19 protein-coding genes and 5 tRNA genes are annotated in these 24438 nt (G+C 37.6%); 22 read left to right on the top strand and 2 right to left on the bottom strand.

Annotated elements, in window-relative coordinates:
* Nucleotides 1-168: 168 nt before the first annotated feature.
* The 20 genes from CD001_RS25880 to CD001_RS02520 all read left to right on the top strand — a co-directional run bounded on the left by CD001_RS25880 (nucleotide 169) and on the right by CD001_RS02520 (nucleotide 19836).
* Complete coding sequence (locus CD001_RS25880) at nucleotides 169-552, top strand: hypothetical protein (protein WP_142303537.1); 384 nt, start codon at nucleotides 169-171, stop codon at nucleotides 550-552.
* A gap of 337 nt (nucleotides 553-889) precedes the next feature.
* On the top strand, nucleotides 890-1990 hold the full coding sequence (ychF, locus tag CD001_RS02610) for a redox-regulated ATPase YchF (protein ID WP_096186074.1): 1101 nt from the start codon (nucleotides 890-892) through the stop codon (nucleotides 1988-1990).
* 250 nt (nucleotides 1991-2240) lie between these two features.
* Nucleotides 2241-2528 (top strand): 30S ribosomal protein S6, encoded by a 288-nt coding sequence (gene rpsF, locus CD001_RS02605; RefSeq protein ID WP_096186073.1) that lies wholly within the window; start codon nucleotides 2241-2243, stop codon nucleotides 2526-2528.
* Between the two features lie 35 nt (nucleotides 2529-2563).
* Nucleotides 2564-3091, top strand: a complete 528-nt coding sequence (gene ssb, locus CD001_RS02600; protein ID WP_096186072.1) for a single-stranded DNA-binding protein — start codon at nucleotides 2564-2566, stop codon at nucleotides 3089-3091.
* A 56-nt stretch (nucleotides 3092-3147) separates the two neighbouring features.
* Entirely contained in the window at nucleotides 3148-3375 is a 228-nt protein-coding gene (rpsR, locus tag CD001_RS02595; RefSeq protein WP_096186071.1) for a 30S ribosomal protein S18, read from the top strand.
* 321 nt (nucleotides 3376-3696) lie between these two features.
* Complete coding sequence (locus CD001_RS02590) at nucleotides 3697-6705, top strand: ATP-binding protein (protein WP_096186070.1); 3009 nt, start codon at nucleotides 3697-3699, stop codon at nucleotides 6703-6705.
* A 473-nt stretch (nucleotides 6706-7178) separates the two neighbouring features.
* Complete coding sequence (locus tag CD001_RS02585) at nucleotides 7179-9674, top strand: EAL domain-containing protein (protein WP_096186069.1); 2496 nt, start codon at nucleotides 7179-7181, stop codon at nucleotides 9672-9674.
* Between the two features lie 79 nt (nucleotides 9675-9753).
* On the top strand, nucleotides 9754-9942 hold the full coding sequence (locus tag CD001_RS02580; protein WP_096186068.1) for a hypothetical protein: 189 nt from the start codon (nucleotides 9754-9756) through the stop codon (nucleotides 9940-9942).
* Between the two features lie 880 nt (nucleotides 9943-10822).
* Nucleotides 10823-11758, top strand: coding sequence for a YybS family protein (locus CD001_RS02575; RefSeq protein WP_096186067.1), 936 nt, complete (start codon nucleotides 10823-10825; stop codon nucleotides 11756-11758).
* A 13-nt stretch (nucleotides 11759-11771) separates the two neighbouring features.
* Nucleotides 11772-13742: a DHH family phosphoesterase gene (locus CD001_RS02570; RefSeq protein ID WP_096186066.1), complete on the top strand. Its 1971-nt coding sequence runs from the start codon at nucleotides 11772-11774 to the stop codon at nucleotides 13740-13742.
* The gene (rplI, locus tag CD001_RS02565; protein ID WP_096186065.1) at nucleotides 13739-14182 is read left to right on the top strand and encodes a 50S ribosomal protein L9; all 444 of its coding nucleotides are present in this window, start codon (nucleotides 13739-13741) and stop codon (nucleotides 14180-14182) included. Before CD001_RS02570 ends, rplI begins: the two co-directional genes overlap by 4 nt.
* Before the next feature lie 30 nt (nucleotides 14183-14212).
* Nucleotides 14213-15574, top strand: a complete 1362-nt coding sequence (gene dnaB, locus CD001_RS02560) for a replicative DNA helicase (RefSeq protein ID WP_096186064.1) — start codon at nucleotides 14213-14215, stop codon at nucleotides 15572-15574.
* A 361-nt stretch (nucleotides 15575-15935) separates the two neighbouring features.
* Nucleotides 15936-17222, top strand: coding sequence for an adenylosuccinate synthase (locus CD001_RS02555; protein ID WP_096186063.1), 1287 nt, complete (start codon nucleotides 15936-15938; stop codon nucleotides 17220-17222).
* Between the two features lie 194 nt (nucleotides 17223-17416).
* Nucleotides 17417-17491: transfer RNA gene (locus CD001_RS02550), tRNA-Glu, on the top strand.
* Nucleotides 17492-17900: 409 nt separating this feature from the next.
* A tRNA-Met gene (locus CD001_RS02545) sits at nucleotides 17901-17977 on the top strand.
* A gap of 77 nt (nucleotides 17978-18054) precedes the next feature.
* Nucleotides 18055-18130, top strand: a tRNA-Asp gene (locus tag CD001_RS02540).
* 175 nt (nucleotides 18131-18305) lie between these two features.
* Nucleotides 18306-18381: transfer RNA gene (locus tag CD001_RS02535), tRNA-Phe, on the top strand.
* Between the two features lie 14 nt (nucleotides 18382-18395).
* Nucleotides 18396-18471 (top strand) — tRNA-Thr (locus CD001_RS02530).
* Between the two features lie 484 nt (nucleotides 18472-18955).
* Nucleotides 18956-19303 (top strand): DUF2512 family protein, encoded by a 348-nt coding sequence (locus CD001_RS02525; RefSeq protein ID WP_096186062.1) that lies wholly within the window; start codon nucleotides 18956-18958, stop codon nucleotides 19301-19303.
* A 92-nt stretch (nucleotides 19304-19395) separates the two neighbouring features.
* Nucleotides 19396-19836, top strand: a complete 441-nt coding sequence (locus tag CD001_RS02520) for a DUF2512 family protein (protein ID WP_096186061.1) — start codon at nucleotides 19396-19398, stop codon at nucleotides 19834-19836.
* A 307-nt stretch (nucleotides 19837-20143) separates the two neighbouring features.
* Here the strand turns inward: CD001_RS02520 and CD001_RS02515 are convergent, their stop codons facing one another.
* On the bottom strand, nucleotides 20144-21016 hold the full coding sequence (locus CD001_RS02515) for an IS3 family transposase (protein WP_096186060.1): 873 nt from the start codon (nucleotides 21014-21016) through the stop codon (nucleotides 20144-20146).
* Nucleotides 21013-21336 carry a transposase gene (locus tag CD001_RS02510; RefSeq protein WP_096186059.1) on the bottom strand — a complete coding sequence of 108 codons (324 nt, stop codon included), beginning with the start codon at nucleotides 21334-21336 and terminating at the stop codon, nucleotides 21013-21015. Before CD001_RS02510 ends, CD001_RS02515 begins: the two co-directional genes overlap by 4 nt.
* Nucleotides 21337-21984: 648 nt before the next feature.
* Here CD001_RS02510 and CD001_RS02505 point away from each other — a divergent pair.
* Both CD001_RS02505 and yycF read left to right on the top strand, forming a co-directional pair.
* Complete coding sequence (locus CD001_RS02505; RefSeq protein WP_096186058.1) at nucleotides 21985-23433, top strand: peptidoglycan DD-metalloendopeptidase family protein; 1449 nt, start codon at nucleotides 21985-21987, stop codon at nucleotides 23431-23433.
* A 296-nt stretch (nucleotides 23434-23729) separates the two neighbouring features.
* Nucleotides 23730-24437 carry a response regulator YycF gene (yycF, locus tag CD001_RS02500; RefSeq protein WP_096186057.1) on the top strand — a complete coding sequence of 236 codons (708 nt, stop codon included), beginning with the start codon at nucleotides 23730-23732 and terminating at the stop codon, nucleotides 24435-24437.
* Nucleotide 24438 lies beyond the last annotated feature (1 nt).

Below are 24438 nucleotides of genomic sequence, written 5' to 3'. Positions count from 1 at the left end.
AGATATATAGAAAGAGTGTTTCATCATTATAGTCTTTTTAAACCGCAGGCTTTGCCTGTGTGAAAATTAACATTTAAAGGTTATGATCGTGAGATTTCTTTAAAAGTAATGAATAGATGGAAGGTATTCTGTGCTTCTTCCTCTTCTAGTATGTTCGAGGTTGTGAATGTGTCGAAGCAGCTCGTAGAGAACTCAGCGAAGAAACGCTCGTTGCTCCTGCGGTTACTCGTCGCAGAAAAACAATGCTCCTGCGGTTACTCGTCGCAGAAAAACAATGCTCCTGCGGTTACTCGTCGCAGACTCCGTGCTTCTTCCTCTGCAAGATTAATCGAAGAAGAGAATGTGTCGAAGCAGCTCGTAGAGAACTCAGCGAAGAACAGCTCGTTGCTCCTGCGATTACTCGTCGCAGAAAAACAATGCTCCTGCGATTACTCGTCGCAGAAAAACAATGCTCCTGCGGTTACTCGTCGCAAGAAAAACAGTGCTCTGGTGGTAAAGTACCTTTATAGGGAGAAATTAAAACCGCTCATTTTACGGGCGGATAGTTATTGATCATAGATGACTGAACAAGGCTCGTAGAAACGGTGAGTCTTGTTTTTTTGTGAGACTATCTCTATAATTGGATAGGATGTATTTGAAGAAAAAGCGAATGATTTTACTATTATCAATCGTTATTCCAATGAATCCGATGATTGTGTTAAAGGAAAAGTTGAACACCACAAATTTACTAAAACCGTCCATGAATCGTCGCTCGAATTTGAAAAGTCAAAAAAACGGTTAAAATATGAAGTACGAAGAAACACAATCATTATTCTATTTTTCATAAACAAATCAACAACAAGGTGTTACACCAAGAACCATTATTTTTTATATAAAGGGAGTATGCATAATGGCATTAACAACAGGAATAGTCGGTTTACCTAACGTAGGAAAATCTACTTTATTTAATGCAATTACACAAGCTGGAGCAGAGTCAGCCAATTATCCATTTTGTACGATTGATCCAAACGTAGGTATCGTTGAAGTACCAGATCATCGATTAGATAAATTAACGGAGATGGTTGATCCAGATAAAACAGTACCAACAGCTTTTGAATTTACAGATATAGCTGGGATTGTCGAAGGAGCTAGTAAAGGGGAAGGTCTTGGAAATAAGTTTTTATCACATATAAGACAAGTTGATGCGATCTCACACGTTGTCCGTTGTTTTAATGATGAAAACATTACCCACGTATCAGGTAGTGTCGATCCAATTCGTGATATACAAGTCATTAACCTTGAACTCATTCTTGCTGATTTAGAAACAGTTGAAAAACGAATTGGCAAAGTTGAAAAAATGGCTAAACAGAAAGATAAAGAAGCAATGGTCGAATTTGAAGTGTTAGATAAACTTCGTAAAGCTTTTGAAGAAGAAATGCCTGCACGAAGCGTCGAACTGACAAAAGAGCAAGATAAAATTGCAAAAGGTCTTCACTTATTAACGATGAAGCCGGTCCTTTATGCAGCAAATGTCAGTGAGGAAGAATTGCTTGATTCAGATGCAAATCCTTACGTTCAAAAAGTAAAAGAGTTTGCTGCAGAAGAAGGCTCTGAAGTGATTGTTGTTTGTGCAAAAATTGAGTCGGAGATTGCTGAACTTGAAGGGGACGAAAAGGACGAGTTCCTTGAAGATTTAGGGATTGAAGAATCTGGTCTTGATCAACTTATTAAAGCTGCTTATAACTTGTTAGGCTTAGAAACGTATTTTACAGCTGGTAAACAGGAAGTGCGTGCATGGACGATTCGCCAAGGTACGAAAGCACCTCAAGCAGCTGGAGTCATTCATACGGACTTTGAACGTGGATTTATTCGTGCAGAAGTCGTTTCTTATGAAGATTTAGTTGAAGCAGGTTCGATGAATGTGGCGAAAGAGAACGGTAAAGTTCGCCTGGAAGGAAAAGATTACATTGTGAAAGATGGAGATGTCATTCACTTCCGGTTTAACGTTTAAGTTTCAACTATACGATTCACCAGAACGAGCGGGGATATGTTAAATCTCAGCTCGTTTTTTTTCGAGTAACATTGAGAAAGGAAAACAATATCACACATCATTTGTAAAAAGTACAACCAATTTACCGTGAGCTCTTGTACTTTCATAACCGTTCTGCTATAATTGTCAATTGCGAGCAATAACAGAATTGTATTTTGCTCCTTGCTCTTTTCAAAGAAAAGGGCCTTAGTCCAAAAGGAGGTGACGAGACATGCGCAAATATGAAATTATGTACATTGTACGTCCAAACTTAGAAGAAGCAGCTACAAAGGAAGTTGTAGAGCGTTTCAATAAAGTTTTAACTGACAATGGCGCAGAAGTCGAAAACGTTGAGGAAAAAGGTAAGCGTCGTTTAGCTTATGAAATCAATGATTTCACAGAAGGCTACTACGTATTATTAAACGTAAATGCAAACTCTGAAGCAATCGATGAGTTTAACCGTTTAACGAAAATCAACGAGAACGTTTTACGTACTTTAGTTGTACGTGACGATGAATAGTCTATATAGAGGATAAATTCCGGGGAGGCGTTCGGATGATTAACCGAGTTGTACTAGTCGGCCGATTGACAAAAGATCCAGAATTACGTTATACAGCAAATGGCATTGCCGTAGCATCATTTACACTTGCTGTAAATCGTCCATTTTCAAACCAACAAGGAAACCGCGAAGCGGATTTTATTAATATTGTTGTTTGGAGAAAACAAGCTGAAAATGCTGCTAACTACTTGAAAAAAGGTAGTATGGCTGGTGTTGACGGACGTATCCAAACACGCAGCTACGATAACAATGAAGGTCGTCGTGTCTTTATTACAGAAGTTGTCGCTGAGAGTGTTCAATTTTTAGAGCCAAGAGGGTCAGGTGGAAACCGTGACCAGCAAGGCGGAGGATACGGACAAAGCAACGAAGGTTATCAGCAACCTCCGAACCAAGCACCTGGAAATCAAGGCGGCTTCGGGCAAGGGAGCCAAGGTAGTCAAGGTAGTCAACCAAATCGTAATGACGATCCGTTTGCGAATGATGGAAAACCGATCGACATTAATGATGATGACCTACCATTTTAAGATTTAATAATAATAAACGTGATCAATAAATAAATAGTGAAGAAGGAGGGGTTCGCATGGCACGTCGTGGTCGTCCAAAGCGCCGTAAAGTTTGTTACTTTACAGTGAACAAAATTGAAAAAATCGACTATAAAGACATAGATTTGCTTAAGAAGTTTATCTCTGAGCGTGGAAAAATTCTTCCTCGCCGAGTAACAGGTACTTCAGCAAAATATCAACGTCAACTAACACGCGCTATTAAGCGTGCTCGTACAATGGCATTATTGCCTTACGTAACTGAGTAATAACAACTATAGCAGTGGTGCTATACCACTGAGTAAGCGTACCGGTTTAGGATCGGTACGCTTTTTTGTTTGTTTGTTTGAAAGTCCGTCATAGGCAGTGCCGTTAAACGGTAGATCACTTGATTACATTACAATCCATCGCCCCTTCCTCAATGTCTACAATAGCGACATTCATTTTGCAGTTCCTTATTTCTTGTTTGCGAGTTAAATTGTATAGTATAAAAAGAGAAATAAAAGGAAAAATTTACATTGGAATAAAACGGAATCTAAGAGAGTGTTACCTTATGATTACGCCAATTTTCAGAGTAAAGGGGGACGTCTATGTATAGAAAAACAGCAATTTTATTTTCAGTTTTTATCATATTTATGACTCTTTTCAGCTTTTTTGATTACCATTTTCTAAAGAAGAAAGACCACTTTTTAGTCGAAAAAGGGGAATTAGATTTAACAAATTGGGATGCTGAACGAGATGGAATCATTGAGTTAAATGGAGAGTGGGAGTTTTACGAAGGGGAATTCATAGACCCATTTACGTTAAGAAGCGAAGGGTCAGAACGAATTCATATAAAAGTGCCGGGGAATTGGGAAGAGATGTTTACTAATTCGAGTACCCCGATTCAATCAGGGACATATCGAATGAACATTCAATTACCAGATGATGGTCAATACGGATTGAAAGTCAATTCCATTCGTCATGCAAGTACAATGTTCATTAATGGAGTGGAAGCAGGAGGTCAAGGAGTACCATCTGATGAAGAAGAAACGTATATGTACCGTGAAGGACCGTACGTCTCATATGGTGAAAGCGAGAACGAAGCGCTTAATATCGTTATACACGTAGCGAATCGTTCAAGTGTATCAAAGGGCGGGATCGTTAAACCACTTAAATTTGGTCAAGCAGAGCAAATAACTAGACTTGATCGTGTTAACAAGTTAACAGATGCCATTATTGTTGGCGGCTACATCATATTAGCGATCATGATGTTATTTCAATATCTCCAGGCAAGGAAAGGTCGGGGAGAGTTATATTTTGCTATTTTTGCTATGTTACAAGCAGTGTACGTATCAACCCAGACTGAGAAATTGATCTACCTCATAATCCCTAATATTTCTAATATCCAACTTCTGCTTACTCAGCTTTCCTTTATTACGTTATCTGTTCTATTTTTCCTATTATTTGTCCATGACACATTTCGTGAATACTCGAATCGAATGTTGCGTAATATCTTTGCATTTTTCCTTTCGCTTTTAACTATATTATTTTGCTTTCGTTTCTTCAGTCAGCTGCCGATAGGAATTGCGGTCAGCACCCTTTTTATCGTGGTTGGCCTTTCCTATTGCTATATCTTGTATATCATGGGGCGAACCGTTTTAAAGAGGATCGGTGGTGCTAGTTATCTATTAATTTCTTCAACATCGTTTACCTGCTATGGACTAGCTTTAGCGGTTGAGTTGATATTTCAAGTTGATATAGGTCGAATACCTTTATTCCTATTCTTTATTATGAGTATTAGTCTGTCACTTTATATGGGGTACCGTAGGCAGCTTTCCTACAAACAAATCGATCATTTATCTCAGGAATTAATGGTCCAGATGGAGTTGAAGGACGAAATCGTCTTGAAAACTGCTGCTAGTTTAGAAAAACCTATTGAGCAGATTGTAACTTCATCTCAAGTTTTAATGGAAGGGAAGGAAGGGCCTTTAAAACAGCAGCAACAGGAGAGAATCCTTTCATTATATAATCAGGGGAAAAAGGCGTCAGCTTTTGTATCAGAATTAGAAGAGGCTGTAAGTGATGATAATCCATTAAGGCTTCAGTTAGAACCTGTTCAGATAGACTTTATTGATGATACCGTACAAGAACTTCTTTTTCTTTTGAATAAGGAATCAGTCATTAAAATAGAAACGGAGGTAGCAAAAGATATACCGTATGTACACGCAGACAATAGTAGTTTAAGAACGGTGATAGTAAATCTTGTAGAAAACGCAGTGAAATATACGAAGAAAGGTAAAATCATCATTACTGTCCAAAGGAAAGGAAAGAAAGTTGAGTTTTCAATCGAAGATCAAGGTATTGGAATAGAATCAAAGGATTTAAACCGTATTTTCGATACGTTTTATCAGGTGAGCCCTCATAAAGAGAAAACCGGACTAGGTTTAGGTTTAAGCAAGACAAAGAAACTCGTTACGTTAATGGGTGGTGAACTTACTGCTGCATCGGAACTAGGGAAAGGAAGCACTTTTACGTTTTCACTTCCAGTTTATGAAGGGGAAATTTCTGAATATGAGGATGACCAGTCCATTCAGAAAGTTGGAAACGCACATACACTTCGAATAAAAGGCATGAAACCAGGTCAAATTTTACTTGTTATAGATAGTTCTACATTAGTAAAGAAAATGAGTCAAATCATAACAGGTTCTGGCTATTCCGTCATTGCTTGTAACAATGAACATGAAGCTCTTAACATTATAAAGTCAGAAGTTATTGATGTTTTCATTATTGATTTGAAATTAAAAGAAATGAATCATTTATCGATAGTAAAAAAAGTTCGAGCGGAGTTCCACCTTGCAGAAATGCCCATATTAGTTTTATCTGCTTCTGGAAAGTTGAATGCTTTTACGGATTCATTTTATTTAGGGATAAATGGAATATTGAAATTGCCTCTCGTAAAAGATGAAGTAGTCTTTCAAATTCAATCGTTATTAGATATGAAGCAAGCTGTACAGAGGTCGATACAAAGTGAATTAATGCACTACCATGGACAGATTACACCTCATTTTTTATACAATACGTTTAATACGATTATTGGCCTAAGTTATAATGATATAAGGAAAGTCCGCGAATCTTTGGAACATTTAGCTGTATATTTTCGATCTAAATTGGATTATCAGAAGCAGCAAAGTCTTACATCGATCGAAGATGAAGTCGAATTCGTTCAATCATATTTGTCTATTGAGAAACTAAGGTTCGGTAGTCTGCTCACGGTTCATTATGATATTGATGAAACAATTGATGTGCTAATACCGGCATTGACGATTCAACCGCTCGTGGAAAATGCAGTACAGCATGGTATATCAAAGAAAAAAGGTGGCGGAACAGTAACTTTGTCTATCCAAAAGGACCATGGCGATGTCATCATCATCATTAAAGATGATGGAGTTGGTATTCCAGAAACTAAGCAACAGGAGTTAACAGGGGGAAACAGTCAAGGGTTCGGTTTCTTAAATCCCTTTCAAAAACTAAAGTTGTTAAACCGTACATCATTTCACTTATTCAGTGAAGAAGGATTGGGAACAACTATTACGATTGTAATCCCAGTGAAATCGTAGAATCGAACGTACACTATGATTCGATAATAAACTCTAGCAGAGACAGAGCTGCTAGAGTTTTGCGTATGAAATGATAAAGGTATAGTTAGTGTGAGGAGATGTCACACTTGTGCCCTGGGGGTAAAAGCGTCCTCCAGTAGCTGATTCGAACAACCAAATCTAAAAGCAACAATCATTTAAAAATAGGTATGATGGAAAATCGAATATGTTTTTCTTTTTGAAAATTAGGGTATGGATGAAACAGACTCTTCATTTAAATCATGAAGAACTTCACTATGCGTCTCCATGTCTTCCACAATAAAATTCATTTAACACCTTCTTTATAATGAATATTTTCCTAGGACAAAAATACAAACATCATAAAAACCGTAACTTATACATATGTAAATCACCTAAATGAAGGAATTTTTATGGTAGTATTAGTTCAACAAATGTGACGCAACTTGACATTTTTTCGTGAGGAGTGGGGGAATATGGCAATAAATCTTCCAAATAGCTTAAGGTATTATGAACTCGTTCTTGAAAACATGGAAGAATGGATCATGATTTGTGATCAAAACGGAAAAATTATTTATTACAACCATTCAGAAGAGTTATTTTATCGATATCCAAAGGAAGATTTTACGGTAGATGCGCTTCATAACTACTATTCTATTTATAAAGAGGATACGACCACTCCCTTAGAAACGAAGAAAACACCTCTTTATGAAGCACTAAATGGAAATATAATCATTCAAAAAACAGTTTCATTAAAAGGAATGAATGATCAAATCTTCTATTTTAATGTGAACGGTCATCCATTAAAGGAGGAGAATGGAGAAATTGCCGGAGCCATTATCGTTGCATCTGATGTAACAGCGGAGAAGGAAACGAAAAGAGCATTAGTAGATACAGAGGAAAAATATAAACTTGTAACGGAAAATACGAATGATCTTCTGTATGTTCTAAATGAAGAAGGAGTCATTACATATTCTTCTCCGTCAAACTACTTAATGTTTGGATATACTTCAAAAGAGTTGAACGGAAACCCTGCTTTTCAGTTTATTCACGAATCATATCACGACACAGTACAGTCAGCATTAAATGAAGCTATTTTAACTTTACAGCCTGTTAAACGTGAATTACGTATTATGAATAAACAAAATCAAGCTGTTTATGTAGAAGCAAGAGGGGTACCAGTCGTCAATAACGAGGAGAATAATGTAAATCTTATTGTTGTCGCACGTGATATTACAGAGAGGAAGAAAACTGAATGCTTCTTAATAGAAAGTGAAGAACGTTATCGGAGCTTAGTTGATTTATCACCTGTTACTGTCTTTGTTCATATGAATAGAACGGTTGTTTACATAAATCAAACAGGAGTCAACCTTTTTGAGGAATCCTCAAAGAGTGGGATTATTGGGAAAAAACTTCATCAATTTACGTCTTTCAATGATCAGGAGAAGTTGCTAAGTGAAGCGGAATCAGTCGTATCAAAAAAAGGGAGGACAACTCCTGTAGAAATGAAAATAAGAACAATGAAAGGCAATGAAATGACCGTAGAAGCAACTTCCTCATTTGTATATTATGAAGGAAAAGAAGCGATTCAGACAATTTTAGTCGACATAACAGAACGGAAAAAAGCACAAGATCAAGTGAAACACATGGCTTATCATGACCCACTGACGGATTTGCCAAACAGACGTTTTTTTCAATATACTCTGATCAATTACTTAAAAGAAGCAAAAAACAAGTCAGCTTCTTATGCATTATTACTTCTTGATATAGATAATTTTAAAATGATTAACGATATTTATAGTCATTCGTTTGGAGATAAACTTTTAGTAAAATTGGCAAGAAGGCTGCAAATAGGTATCGGCAACAAAGCGATGTTATACCGGGTTTCAGGAGATGAGTTTGCCGTCTTATTATCGAATATTGATGATGAAAGAGACGCAATTGCAATGGCTGAAAACATTTTAATTCAATTTAAAGATCCGTTCCACATTAGTAATGTCGATTGTTCTGTTTCAACTAGTATCGGCATTACATATTTCCCAAAGGATGGGAATGATCCTGATACACTTATGAAAAACGCTGATATGGCCATGTATTGGGCAAAAAAGAAAGGGAAGAACAATATTGCATTATATTCAAAGCAGCTTAATGATCAATTTTTAGAACGAAAAAAGCTTGAGGATGAATTGAAAACGGCGTTATTACAAAATCAATTAAAGCTGTTTTATCAACCTATATTTGAATTAAAAACAGGGGAAATTAAAGCAGTAGAAGCATTGTTAAGGTGGCAGCATCCGAAAAAAGGTCTTATATTGCCAAGTGAATTTATTCCGATTGCAGAAGAGACGGGGCTTATTGTCCCAATTGGCGAATGGGTTATCCGTGAAGCTTGTAGTCAGTGGAAGAAATGGACTGCAACAGAAATCGGAAAAGTGTTTATGAAGGTAAACTTGTCAGCAAAGCAGTTCTATCAATCTGATCTAGTGAAGGTACTCGAAGATATAATCGTGAAGACGAAGATCGACCCTCAATATTTAGAGTTAGAAGTAACGGAAAGTATTATGATGCAGCAATCTGACCAAGCAACACAGTGTCTTAAAGAACTAAAACAATTAGGATTAAGGTTATCTCTTGATGACTTTGGGACAGGCTTTTCATCACTCAGTTATTTAAAAAACTTTCCAATCGATACGTTAAAAATTGATCGGTCTTTTGTATGGGACATTGCTAAAGATTCCAAAAATGAAGCGATTGTCCGGACTGTCATTTCCCTTGCGAAAGCCTTGCATTTAGAAGTTGTCGCAGAAGGTGTTGAAAACGTTAACCAGCTTGATTTTTTATCAAACGAAGAATGTGACTATATTCAAGGTTTTCTCTTTAGTAAACCGATCAGAGCTGAAGAAATAGAGAAAGACTGCAAGAGACTGAGAGAGGCTGCTCATTTTGCCCTTCACCAAAGTATGTACCGCTGATTTTCTAGAAAAGATGTTTGAAATGCCCTGCGCTCGGAAAAATAAAGGGTATAGCTAGAAAAAAGGAGGATCAGCTTAGATGTCTGATGAAAATGAGCTAAAGTATACAGAACCGATGGAAAAAGGGTTGAGACAAACCCACGGAATTGGACATGAAATACTGAAAAAAAGTTTAGACAAAAAAATTGAGGTTGAAAAAGAGCGTGATAAAGAACATAAAAGAAGTTTAAAAGTAGAGCATGAAGTGAATAGAAAAGTTAATAAATAAAATCAAAGTAACATGAGACAAAGGGGAAACCGTTTCGTCTCATGTTTTATTATTTTCTTTGTAAACCACAGGCTATGTCTGTGCGAAAATAAACCTTTAAGGGTTGTATTCGTGAGATTTCTTTAAAAGTAACGAATAGTTGGAAGGTATACTGTGCTTCTTCCTCTTCTAGTATATTCGAGGTTGTGAATGCGTCGAAGCAGATTGAGTGCTTTTCCTACCGTCAAGGGACACGAAATCATCTCTTGGCGGTACAATGAGTGCTTTTCCTACCGTCAAGGAATTCGGAATCATCTCTTGACGGTACAATTAGAGAAATAAGCGAAGAGTCGCTCGTTGTTCCTGCGGTTACTCGTCGCAGGTAAAGCGTGTAGCCGATAGGCGGGCGCTTTGCGCTTTTCTTATTTCCGATACGAATGTGATCTCGAAACATGTGGAGGGAGTAAACGTAAATGGACATGAGATCCTTATATTCACAAAAAACATCATTTTTGTCATATGTAAGGAGATAGAAACCGTTATTTAGTGAAAGCGTCCGCCTTATAGCGATTTCGAATGCTATTTGATTATAAAAAGGGATGTCCTCAAAATATTTTTGGCAAGACCAAGTAAGGGATTCTGATGATAAAGTGTCCTTATAGGGCGAAATTGAAACCGCTCGTTTTACTGGCCAAAAGTTATTTATCGCATGATAACGATACATATTGTCCAACTTAGTGAGTCAAACGGCCAATGTTTCACATGAAACATGTAAAAAAAAATAAAATATAAGAGCAAATGGAAAAAATGACATAACAAATGTTTTTGTTGTTTCAATTGTTATCATGCTACAATAAGGGGCGATGGTATTTCGAAAATGGTTTGAAAGAGGGACAATTACATGGATCGATCCAAAATCATACAACAAGGGGCATTTTTTCTAGCAGTCTTTTTGCTTCTCGTTATTTTAACAATCTGGGTTCCTTTTGCAGGGATGCTTACATTATTTTTATTACCGATTCCATTTATTATTTTCACTTATAAATGCGGATTAAAGCCAGCAGTTTTTTTAGCAATTTACTCATCAGTCATAACGTTTTTGTTAATGGGAATTTTGGCGATACCATTAATGATCAGTTTTTCCATTGGCGGAATCGTGATTGGAGAACTGTATCGGAGAAAAAAGCATGCATTTGCGGTCTTACTTGGAGGAAGCCTTTCATTTATCGGCGCTTTATTGGTAAACTTTGTAGGAAGCATATTAATTTTAGATATAGATCCAGTTCAGGAATTTCAAAACATATTAACTGAATCTGTTGAAATGTCAGAGGATATACTCGGCACACTGGACTTACAAGATGATCAAGCATTAGATGCAGCTAATGCTTTAATTGATCAAATAGCCTATACGGCACCCTCTCTATTTATTATCATAGGAGTAGGGTTTGCGTTTGTCGTGCAGTGGTTAGCTTCATTGTATATGAGGAACAAGAAATATGAGATTTCTTTATTTCCACCTTTTAGAACGTGGGTTTTTCCGAAAGCTTTTATTTGGTACTATTTACTGACATATATATTTATTATGGTCGGAGTAGAAGAAGGGACAGCCCTCTTTACAGTTGTCGCTAACTTAAGACCTGTATTAGAAATTGTTATGATTATTCAAGGACTTTCCTTTATATATTTCTTTTTCCATCATAAAAAATTGCACATTATATTACCAATTGTGTTAACGATCTTTATTTTTGTTTTACCAATTTTCCTTCCTATCGTCCGGGTCTTAGGTATAATTGATATAGGTTTTGACCTTAGAAAACGATTGAACACAAAGAAGTAGGAGTTGTGAAAATATGCCTAACTTCCTGTTAAAACGGTGGCATGGATACCACGTCATATCACTATTTAGCGTCGCCATCTTATTCATTGGGATTCTTACCTATTATCAATGGCAAATTGGCTTATTAGGAATGATTAGCTTAGCGATTGTTCTATACTTTATGACTAGAGCAAAAAGCCAATTTGAACGTGAGCTGGCCGCATACATTGAAACATTAACTTACCGAGTTAATAAAGCGGGTGAAGAAGCGGTTACGAATTTGCCAATAGGAATCATCCTTTATAATGAAGAACGTCAAATTCAATGGGCGAATCCTTATATTGCAGGCCTGTTAGAAAGTGATTGCATCGGTGAACCTTTAAGTTTTTTTGGTAAAGAGTTAAAAGAAAACCTTGAAGATGACAATAACACGTTTTTGCATACAATCTCGGAGAAAAAATACCGTGTAGTCCATGAACCGAATGAACGACTCCTTTACTTTTTTAATGTAACTGAAGAACAGGAGATAAAAGATTTATTTGAACGAGATAAAACTGTTATCGGACTTGTGTATTTAGATAATTATGATGAAGTAACACAAGGGATGGACGATCAATTACGCAGTAAATTGTTAACACGTGTGACTGACGCGTTAAATCATTGGTCGAGTGAATACGATATTTTATTAAGAAGGACGGCAGCGGACCGGTTCATTGCGATATTTAATGAAGAAACGTTAAAAAAATTAGAGGAAGACCGATTTACGATATTAGATACTGTAAGAGATGAGTCCTCGAAGGAAAAAGTGGCGCTTACGTTAAGTATTGGGATTGGCAGCGACCACCATTCCTTGAAAGAACTCGGCAGTGTTGCTCAGTCAAGTTTAGATTTGGCCTTAGGACGTGGTGGTGACCAAGTAGCGATTAAACAAAAGAATGGAAAAGTACGTTTTTATGGTGGAAAATCGAATGCTGTAGAAAAACGGACGAGGGTGAGAGCAAGAGTTATTTCCCACGCAATAAGAGACTTTATTGTCGAAAGTGATAAAATACTCGTGATGGGACATAAGAATCCTGATATGGATTCAATCGGAGCTGCAATCGGAATGTTGAAAATTGCAGAAGCGAATGGTAAAGAAGGCTATATCGTTTTAGACCCGAACGATGTAAACCAAAGTGTTAATAAATTATTAGAAGAAATTCAGGATCATGATCATTTATGGGCACAGTTTGTTACACCTGAAGAGGCGAAGGAAGAAATTACGTCAGATACATTGTTATTTGTCGTCGATACACATAAACCATCGCTCGTCATTGAACCGAAGTTGTTTGATTTAACAGATCGGGTGATTGTGATTGACCATCATAGAAGAGGCGAAGAGTTTATTGAAGAAGCCGTGCTCGTCTATATGGAGCCTTATGCGTCATCAACAGCAGAACTAGTTACTGAATTGTTAGAGTATCAGCCTTCACATCCAAGGCTCGATGTTCTTGAGTCAACAGCGCTACTTTCTGGTATAATTGTAGATACGAAAAGCTTTGCGATCCGTACTGGGTCAAGGACATTTGATGCAGCTTCTTATTTGAAGAGTCAAGGAGCTGATACAACACTTGTCCAAAAAGTGATGAAGGAAGACTTAGAGCAATATGTGAAACGCTCTAAACTAGTCGAACAAGCCTATATTCATGAAGGCGGAATGGCTATTGCAAAAGGAGATACGAATGAAACATACGGCCAAGTGTTGATTGCTCAAGCAGCTGATACATTACTAACGATGAACGGTGTCGTTGCTTCTTTTGTTATTTCTAAGCGTGAAGATGGTAAAGTCAGTATTAGTGCACGCTCACTAGGTGAAGTGAACGTTCAAGTCATTATGGAAAAGCTGGACGGCGGAGGTCATCTAACGAATGCAGCCACCCAGTTAGAAGGTATAGACATTGAAGAAGCAGAAAGTTTACTAAAAGAAAAAATAAACGAGTATTTCAAAGGGGGACAATCGTCATGAAAGTCATCTTTTTGAAAGATGTCAAAGGTAAAGGTAAAAAAGGGGAAGTAAAAAACGTTTCGGAAGGGTATGCTCGAAATTATTTGTTTAAAAACAACTTGGCGATCGAAGCAAACCAAGGGAACATGAAAACGTTAGAGAAGAAGCAGGAAAGCCAGCAAAAAAAAGCTGAAGAAGAGTTGCAAGAAGCAAAGCAGCTAAAAGACGATTTAGAAAATATGACCATTGAGCTGAAAGCAAAGGCAGGAGAAAATGGCCGCTTATTTGGTGCCGTAACGAACAAACAGATTGCTGAGCAGCTTAAAAAACAGAAAGTAAAAATAGATAAACGAAAAATTGAAATGGATGAGCCAATTCGCGCACTAGGCTACACAAATGTGAACGTAAAAGTTCATCCTAAAGTAACGGCAACGATTAAAGTTCACGTTACTGAACAATAAACGGAGAGTAGAAACGAGGGGAAGCGCGTTATGAGTGATTTATTTGCTGATCGCACACCACCTCAAAATATAGAAGCGGAACAGGCGGTGCTAGGGGCTATATTTTTAGAGGATGACGCCCTTGTCACCGCCTCTGAACGTTTAGTTCCCGAAGACTTTTACCGTGCAGCACATCAGCGAATATATACGGTTATGTTAGAACTGTCACAAAAGGGTGAGCCAGTCGATTTAGTTACAGTCACATCAGAACTGCAGACGAAGAAATGGCTTGAGGAAATTGGCGGCGTCTCCTACTTGAGTGATTTAGCGAATGCTGTCCCGACTGCAGCAAACATTAGTTACTACAGTCAAATCGTCGAGGAAAAATCGCTGTTGCGCCGTCTCATTAGGGTGGCAACAAACATAGCCTCTGAAGGATATGCAGCCGATGAAGATGTTGATTCAATTTTAAACGAAGCGGAAAAGTCGATTCTTGAGGTGTCACAAAAACAAAATACGAGTTCATTTGTATCGATTAAAGACGTATTAGTTGAAGCGTTTGATAAAATTGAGCTATTGCAAAACACAACTGGTGAAGTAACTGGAATCCCAACTGGGTTTACTGAGCTTGATAATATAACTGCAGGATTTCAGCGAAATGACTTAATTATCGTTGCGGCCCGTCCATCAGTTGGTAAAACGGCATTCGCCTTGAACATTTCACAAAACGTTGCAACGAAAACAGACGAAAACGTAGCGATATTCAGTTTGGAGATGGGAGCAGACCAACTCGTCATGCGTATGCTTTGTGCTGAAGGGAATATTGATGCACAAAAGCTTCGTACAGGTGGATTAGAAGATGAAGATTGGCAAAAGCTGACCATGGCCATGGGAAGCCTCTCAAAAGCGGGAATTTATATCGATGATACTCCTGGTGTTAAAGTAAATGATATCCGTGCAAAGTGCCGCCGTTTAAAACAGGAACGCGGACTCGGGATGATCATGATTGACTATATGCAGCTCATTCAAGGTGATGCCCGCAGCGGTGAAGGCAGACAGCAAGAAGTGTCTGAAATCTCTCGTTCATTAAAGGGACTCGCTCGTGAATTAGAGGTTCCGGTCATTGCACTGTCTCAGCTTTCACGTGGGGTTGAATCACGTCAGGACAAACGACCGATGATGTCTGATATTCGTGAATCCGGAAGTATTGAGCAAGACGCCGATGTTATTGCGTTTTTATACCGTGATGATTATTATGATCGAGAAAGTGAAAATAAAGATATTATCGAAATCATTATAGCTAAACAGCGTAACGGTCCAGTTGGTACCGTTGAACTAGCATTTGTGAAAGAATATAACAAATTCGTAAACCTCGAACGAAGATTTGAAGATGGCGATATTCCTCCATCTTAGCCTCTGTGCAGTATGAAACTGCATGGAGTTTTTTTATCACTCCTCCCAATATTTACCTATATACAATTCAAATACATGACAAAACATACTGTAAACACGTTAAGCACACCCTCCGTCCATAAGCACCTATAAACATACACGAAATATCCATAAATATCCACGTGCCTGGCACATGGATATTTATGGATATTTCAACTTTAATAAAATAGGATATAATAAAACGAACGTAATGATGAGTACTGCACGATAATGTTCGGATTTTGGTTGACTTAGCTGGTGTGAATTGGTACACTAACGATGGTTTTAAGAATTATCATTAATGATCAAAATAATGAGATAGATAATATGGAGGTGCTCACACATGCCGTCGGTTGTAGTAGTAGGAACGCAGTGGGGAGACGAAGGAAAAGGAAAAATTACTGATTTCTTATCAGAGCAAGCTGAGCTTGTTGCTCGTTATCAAGGTGGAAATAATGCAGGACATACGATTGTATTCGATGGGAAGAAATACAAACTGCACTTAATTCCATCAGGGATCTTTTATAGTGATAAAACGTGTGTAATTGGAAATGGGATGGTTATTGACCCTAAAGCATTAGTGGAGGAATTGAAATACTTACACGATCACGATGTTGATACGAGCAATTTACGTATTAGCAATCGCGCTCATGTCATTTTACCTTACCATTTAAAGCTTGATGCAGTAGAAGAAGAGAGCAAAGGCGAAAATAAAATTGGAACGACTCGTAAAGGAATCGGTCCTGCATACATGGATAAAGCAGCGCGTGTTGGAATTCGAATCGCTGATTTATTAGACAAGGAAACATTTGAAGAAAAATTAGCCTTTAATTTAAAGGAAAAAAATCGTTTGTTTGAAAAAGTATATGAAGTAGAAGGGTTTAAAATCGAAGATATTTTAGACGAATATTTTGAGTATGGTCAACAAATTGCAAAATACGTAACAGATACATCTGTCGTACTTAATGACAGTCTTGATTCCGGCAAGCGAGTATTATTTGAAGGTGCTCAAGGTGTCATGCTTGATATCGATCAAGGTACTTATCCATTTGTAACGTCATCAAACCCAATAGCAGGAGGAGTAACGATTGGTTCTGGTGTCGGTCCTTCTAAAATTAACCACGTTGTTGGCGTTTCAAAAGCTTACACAACACGTGTCGGTGATGGTCCCTTTCCAACAGAATTGACAGATGAAATTGGAGATCGAATCCGAGACGTTGGAAATGAATATGGTACTACGACAGGACGCCCACGACGAGTAGGCTGGTTTGACAGTGTTGTTGTCCGTCATGCACGTCGCGTCAGCGGAATAACTGATTTATCTCTGAACTCCATCGATGTATTATCAGGCATTGATACGTTAAAGATTTGTGTTGCATATAAATATAAAGGGGAAATTATTGAAGAGTTCCCAGCAAGTTTAAAAGTACTTGCAGAATGTGAGCCAGTATATGAAGAACTTCCTGGATGGTCAGAAGATATTACTGGAGTCCGTTCATTGCATGAGTTACCGAAAAATGCTCTTTATTATGTCGAGCGTATTTCACAATTAACGGGTATTCCATTGTCTGTATTCTCTGTCGGTCCAGATCGCAGTCAAACGAACCAAGTAAGGGGCGTATTCGCATAATACGTAACATGTTAGGAGGGAGTGCCTAATAAGGCGCACCTCCTAATTGTATTTTAATGTATTGATTTTTTAAGTCATTTTCGTTATTGTTGAAAAGTATTGCAAATGAAAAAATTTTTTTTGAAAAACATCTTGCATGATACTTCATTCGATGTTATTATATTTCTTGTCGCTGCAATTAATCAATTTCAAGTGGCCCGTTGGTCAAGTGGTTAAGACACCGCCCTTTCACGGCGGTAACAGGGGTTCGAATCCCCTACGGGTCACCATTAAATATATTTGTTTACAAATCATACCGAATCAGGTATAATTACTAAGGTGACTTCACATACTACTTAAGGAGTCAAAAATGCAGCGGAGCAAAACATCATCCGTAAGCATTCATATCGTCGCGGGATGGAGCAACGAGCGCAACATCGTCGAATTATCTACGAGTTGTCTCGACGCATAAGCTGCAAAGCGATGCTAGAAGAGGAAGAGACAGTCTTATAATTGCTTCGGAGCAAAACATCATCCGTAAGCATTCATATCGTCGCGGGGTGGAGCAACGAGCGCAACATCGTCGAATTATCTACGAGTTGTCTCGACGCATAAGCTACAAAGCGGTGCAAGGAGAGGAAGAGACAGTCTTATATAATCGCTTCGGAGCGAAGCATCATCCGTAAGCATTCATATCGTCGCGGGGTGGAGCAGTCTGGTAGCTCGTCGGGCTCATAACCCGAAGGTCGGTGGTTCAAATCCGCCCCCCGCAACCAATTATTTTTAATGCCAATTAGCTTTGAAAAGTGACTTTTTATACATAAACTTTTCATAGTTTTTTATTTTTGGACAAGGTCCCGTGGTGTAGCGGTTAACATGCCTGCCTGTCACGCAGGAGATCGCGGGTTCGATTCCCGTCGGGACCGCCATTTTAATCGCAATGCGAATTAGGCTTGGTAGCTCAGTCGGTAGAGCAACGAGCAATACTTCGCTGAGTCAGCATCAAGCTGCCTCGACGCATAAGCTTCAATGATTTGCTAGAAGAGGAAGAGCATTATTATATTGTAGCTATAAAACATAATATATTCGATTACTTTTATTCAAGGCTTGGTAGCTCAGTTGGTAGAGCAATGGACTGAAAATCCATGTGTCGGCGGTTCGATTCCGTCCCAAGCCACCATTTTGATTACAATTGCTGGCCTAGCTCAATTGGTAGAGCAACTGACTTGTAATCAGTAGGTTGGGGGTTCAAGTCCTCTGGCCAGCACCACTACATAAAGTTAAGCCTATCCGTAATGGATAGTTTTTTTTATTCTGAGAGTTCTGATGGAAGGGGTCTTGGATTAGAAGATCAGTATTTTATTTAGAATTATTCTAATTCGCGGATAAACCTAGATCAGCATCAAAAGCATAAAAACATTAGAAATATCCATTGTGAATACACTTAATCGTTAAAGGCACCTTCAAAAGGTGTTTTTTTCATTTTATTTTGCTATTTTCAAAAAAAGTAGTAAATTTATTTTTTCCACGTGTTTCCTCTCTTTCAATTACTAATGCGACATATTTTATAACTATACTCTGTCACAGTACTGATAAGTTGAAAAGTGCAAAACCCCTGAGTATGAAAGCGCCTCATCGTAAACGTTCATTACACAAAATTCCATATGAATATCTTGATGCATAAAAGCGGAAACTAACGTTACCTAACTAAGTTGTAAAAAGCATTTACTCATGCTAAAGGGAGCGGTTTGTTCATGAAGCATATAGCTGCATTGAGTATAAAAATTATCGTCATCACCTTTATTTTATTAATCATTTTGTCTGGCCTTTACGATTTTTCATTTTTGCATACAGTAGGACTTTCAATACTGCTTATTGCAATCAGTTATATAATTGGCGATATTTGGTTGTTGAAATTATCGAATAACACGATAGCGACAGCAGTTGACTTTTTATTCTCACTCGTCTTTATTTGGTTATTCGGACCATTTATTTATGGAACAGCAGTTCCGTTTTTGGCTGCTTTAATTTCGGCAGTATCTATTTGTGTAGGGGAATGGATCCTTCATATTTATATTAGCTACCCTACAGGAAAGAAATAAAATATCATATCATATTTCTCCTTAGGTAGAGACATCCTAATAAGGAATAAATCATGAATTGAACGTCTGATTGCACAAAGGAGTAGTATGTAATGAAGCACCTTAAAGCTTTGGCCATAAAATTTGGATTTGTTTCAATTGTTCTATTATCTACACTCTCACTGTTTGAAGTCCCTATATATATCATCCTTCTTACAACCTTAATTTTGATCATACCAGCTTATGTATTAGGGGATCTGTTTTTATATCCTAAATACGGAAACTTAATTGCTTCAATTGGAGACTTTGTTTATTATACTTTAGCCGTTTGGGTGTTTATGCATTGGTTCATTATTACGTATAACGCAGTAAATGGAATGAATGCAATGTTAACGGCGATATTTATTACGTTTTTAGAAGCACTGTACCATGAATTTTATATTGCTAAATTTACTGAAAAGCAAGAACGCTCATCAGGCTTCAAACCTCAATTCAAGACTGAATTTGCAGAAGAAAACGATGTGAAGTCTGAAATGAACAAGAAGAAAAAGTAACATTAGCTGCCCAAATCGTACCAGGATTTGGGCAGTTTACGTTTAATATTGCAAAGGACACTTTGGTGCCAAAGGACGATGGCTAATTGGATTGCATACGGATGCGGACACAGTGGACCTATGTCAAGAAAGTAGACACCTAAATAACGAATTTTTGGATTTATAGTTGCTTTAACTAGTTGGCCTTTGTTCACCTTTCGAAAAGTATAGATAATTCAGCGGAAGCGTCAAGCCCAAACCGCTTGACCCCTCCACTTCATCATCTGTTTGATGGTTAGGTGAAGTAAGGGCCAAACTACTACTCGTATTAAGCAGCTTTCCTATCAAACTGCTTTGCATATTGCATTGGTGACAGGTATCCAATAGAACTGTGTATTCTTTTGCGATTATAGAAAAACTCAATGTATTGGAACATACTAGTATAAGCCTGCTCCTTGGTTTTAAACCGACGACCTTTTAATAATTCTTTTTTCAAAACACTAAAAAATGATTCTACACAAGCATTGTCATAACAATTGCCAGTACGACTCATACTAGCTTCCATACCATAACTTTCGAGTCGTTGACGATATTCTTTTGATGCGTATTGAGTACCTCGGTCTGAATGATGGATTAAGTCTTTGTTTGGATTTTTTGATTCATAAGCATTTTCCAGAGCTTCTAACACGATTTCATTTGCCATGTGACCTTTAAGACTCCAGCCAACAATTTCACGAGTACAAAGATCAAGGATGACCGCCAAGTATAATTTCCCCTGGCGACAAGGAATATAGGTAATATCAGCACCCCAAACCTTGTTAGGAGCTGCTATACGAAAGTTTTGATCCAATTTATTAGGAGCGATAGGATTTGCATGATTAGAATCTGTTGTAACGACCTTGAACTTCTTTGACACACAAGAGCGTAACCCTAGCTCATTCATATATTTACTAACTGTTCTTTGACTAACTTGATAGTTTTCTTTCCACAACATTTGGGTGATTTTCGGACTACCATAAATCCCATGACTATCTTTAAAATGGTACTCGATTCGGTCTTGAATTTCTCTTTTTCGAAGCTCTTGTTGACTAACCTCACGTTTTTTCCACTTGAAATAGCCACTCCGCGATACTTGCAGTACTTTACACATCTTCTTCACTGAAAATTCGGAGCTATGCTTTTCAATGAATTCGAACCTCATGGCCGTGGTTTGCTGAAGATGTGCACCGCCTTTTTTACAATTGCCAACTCTTCTTGAGTGTCTGCTAGTTTGCGGTCTTTTTCTCTTAATTGACGTTCTTGATCTCGTAACTGTTGTTCTAATTTACGAATACGTTCCTCACTTGCCAGTGGTTCATTATCAAATTCTCGATATTGAGTCATCCACTGATGTAGGCAACTTAATGGAATATCTAATTCTTGTGCTATGTCTCTCATCGTTTTCTTTTGCTTTTGCTCTTGAGCAAATTTAACTGTTTGACGTTTAAATTCTTCACTATACCTTTGCCGACGTTCACCCATGGGAACCCCTCCTTGTATTATCATCTCATCATGTCCAATTATAATGTTCGTTAAAGGGGTGTCCACTTTTTATTCTATATTCACAGGAGACCTTATTTCACAAAAAACAGGTCCATTGTTTAGCTTGACGGCCAGGAGTTCCGTTATCCGGCAAAAAAGAGGGCTATTTTCGGTCGAATTCATGAAATAGCGAACTTGGTGTCCTCTTGTATCACAAAATCAGCTTGATTATTGTAAATAACGGATTGAATGTCCTGCAAAGTACGCCCTCATCTTTCACCCAAACGTTCCTTTCACGCCAGACCGTATCATTATTAATACAAGCAAGACAATATCTCCATTTCCCTATTTAAATGTCCCGGTAGTGTTTGTTACTCTATTCACATCCGTCAAAATAACTAAAATGACAAAATGAATGGGAAAAGTTACAACTTTACAGAAATGTTACAAGATTATACGATAAATGACGCAAATATGCCTATTTTCTACTGTTAAATTACAAAATATAACAGGAATAATACATTTTTTTTACGATTTGATAAATTCCGCAATTGACTTATTTAATATGATAGAATTAGTTTTGGTTAATAGAGTAGGAGATTTGTAACAGTTTATATAAATAACGAATGTACTTTTAGGAGGAGAATCATGGTCACAGGAAATATACCATTACTTTCACTTTTTCGAATCACAATGATTACATTATTGCTTAGCTTGTTTTTTGGAGCTTCTGCTCAATTGGCTAGCGCAGATATGGATACAGCTGAAGAAGATGAAAGCCAAGGAATTCAAACAATCTATCATGTTTATTATGGAGATGCGAGAATCGGTATTGTTGATGACACGGAAATCATAGAAGATTTCAAAGAAGACTACATAGAAGACTCTTCCTCAAAGTATGAAGATTTAAACGTCACTTTTGAAGAAGAAATTACGATGGTTCCAGAACAAGTATTCCAACTGAGAGCGTTAAACAATGTCACGTTAGAATTACTTGAAGAAAAAGTGACTGTACAAGCAGAGACTAACTTCATTACGATCGGTGATACAGAGGTTGGTCACATTAGCAGTGAAACGGATATGGATGAATTTTTACAAACATTCAAATTAGAATTTGTGTCAGAGGAAGAATTAGAAGAATTTGAGGCGAGAGACGACGATGAAGAACTGACTGTAGAAGTTGGCGATACAAAAGTCGTTGATATTAAATTCTCAGAAGACATAGAGTGGGAAGAAGCTTCAGCTGACCCAGAGGATATTTTGAGTGAAAAAGAGGCCATTGAGAAAATTCAAAAAGGTACTTTAGAAGAAGAGGTTTACACGGTTGATGAAGGTGATGTATTAGGTTCGATTGCTTCAGACCATGATTTAACAACAAGTGAATTGCTTTCATTAAATTCAGATATTGATGAAGATACGTTATTGCAAATTGGCGATGAATTGAATGTGACAGTGTTAAAGCCGATGATCAATGTCATTGTAGAAAAGATCGGAAAAGAAGAAGAAACGATTTCATATAAAACAGAAACAAAAGAAGACAGTGATGTATGGGAAGGCGAAACGAACGTAGCCCAAGAAGGAAAAGAAGGGGAAAAAGTCATTGAGTATGCCGTAACATATGAAAATGGCCAATCAGTAAATCGTGAAACAGTTTCAGAAGAAACCGTCGTTGAGCCGCAAAATAAAATTGTTGTAAAAGGTACGAAAACTTCTCCATCCCGAGGGTCAGGACAATTAGGATGGCCGGCAGTCGGAGGCTATATTTCTAGTTATCAAGGTAATCGCTGGGGAAGATTTCACCGTGGTATTGATATCGCTCGTCCATCAAGCTATGAAATCTTAGCAGCAGATAACGGAACAGTATCATCAGCTGGTTGGGAGAACGGATACGGATATACAATCCGAATTAATCATAATAACGGATTGGAAACGATGTACGCGCATTTAGAAAACGTTAGTGTTAGTTCTGGACAATCAGTATCTAAAGGTCAAGAGATCGGAAAGATGGGTGACACCGGAAACTCAACGGGCGTACATTTACACTTTGAAGTGTATGAAAATGGCCAATTAAAAGATCCGATGGATTATTTAAATTAATAGAGAGAACTCATAGTCGTTTAACAACAAGCGTTATCCCTCTTAACCTGAATGGTTAGGAGGGATTTTCACATAATAAATGGCAATGTGAAGGTGATTTTCTAGAAATTCCCTTCATTATTTATTTTACTTGATACAAAGAATACCAATATTCTTGTTATAATGGTGAGTAAGTTTAAAAATCTATCAATCTAATAAAACATCCGCTAAGAAGCTAATTGTATTCTTATGTGATAAAATAAAAGACAGTTGACAAATAGATTAACGTTATGTTCAACAATAGGAGCTGGTAAACGATGGATAAACAAAAAATATTAGTCGTCGATGATGAACAGCCAATTGCAGATATATTAAAGTTTGGCCTTGAAAAAGATGGTTTTGACGTCATCGTTGCAAATGATGGCAATGATGCACTTGAAAAAGCGAAAGAGCATGTGCCTGACCTTATCTTATTAGATATTATGCTGCCATATAAAGATGGCATGGAAGTATGCAGAGAAATTAGAAAGACATATGATATGCCGATTATTATGCTGACTGCAAAGGATTCAGAAATAGATAAAGTATTAGGATTAGAGCTTGGAGCAGATGATTACGTAACAAAACCGTTTAGTACGAGAGAGCTCATTGCTCGAGTGAAAGCGAACTTGCGCCGTAATCAACGTTCAAATGAACCAGAACAAGATAAAAAGGATCTACACATTGGAGCATTACACATTCAGCCTGATGCTTATTTAGTGACGAAACGAGGAGAACCGATCGAATTGACTCATCGTGAGTTCGAACTCGTTTATTATTTAGCAAAGCATCTTGGGCAAGTAATGACTCGTGAACACTTACTGCAAGCTGTATGGGGCTACGATTACTTTGGTGATGTGCGTACAGTAGATGTTACTGTACGTCGTTTACGTGAAAAAGTCGAAGATAATCCAAGCCATCCAACGTATATCGTGACACGCAGAGGTGTTGGCTATTATTTAAGGAATGCTGATCAGGAGTCCTAAA

The organism is Evansella halocellulosilytica (assembly GCF_002335745.1).
Classification (GTDB): Bacteria; Bacillota; Bacilli; order Bacillales; family Salisediminibacteriaceae; genus Bacillus_CA; species Bacillus_CA halocellulosilytica.
This window is presented reverse-complemented; position numbering and strand designations above follow the sequence as displayed.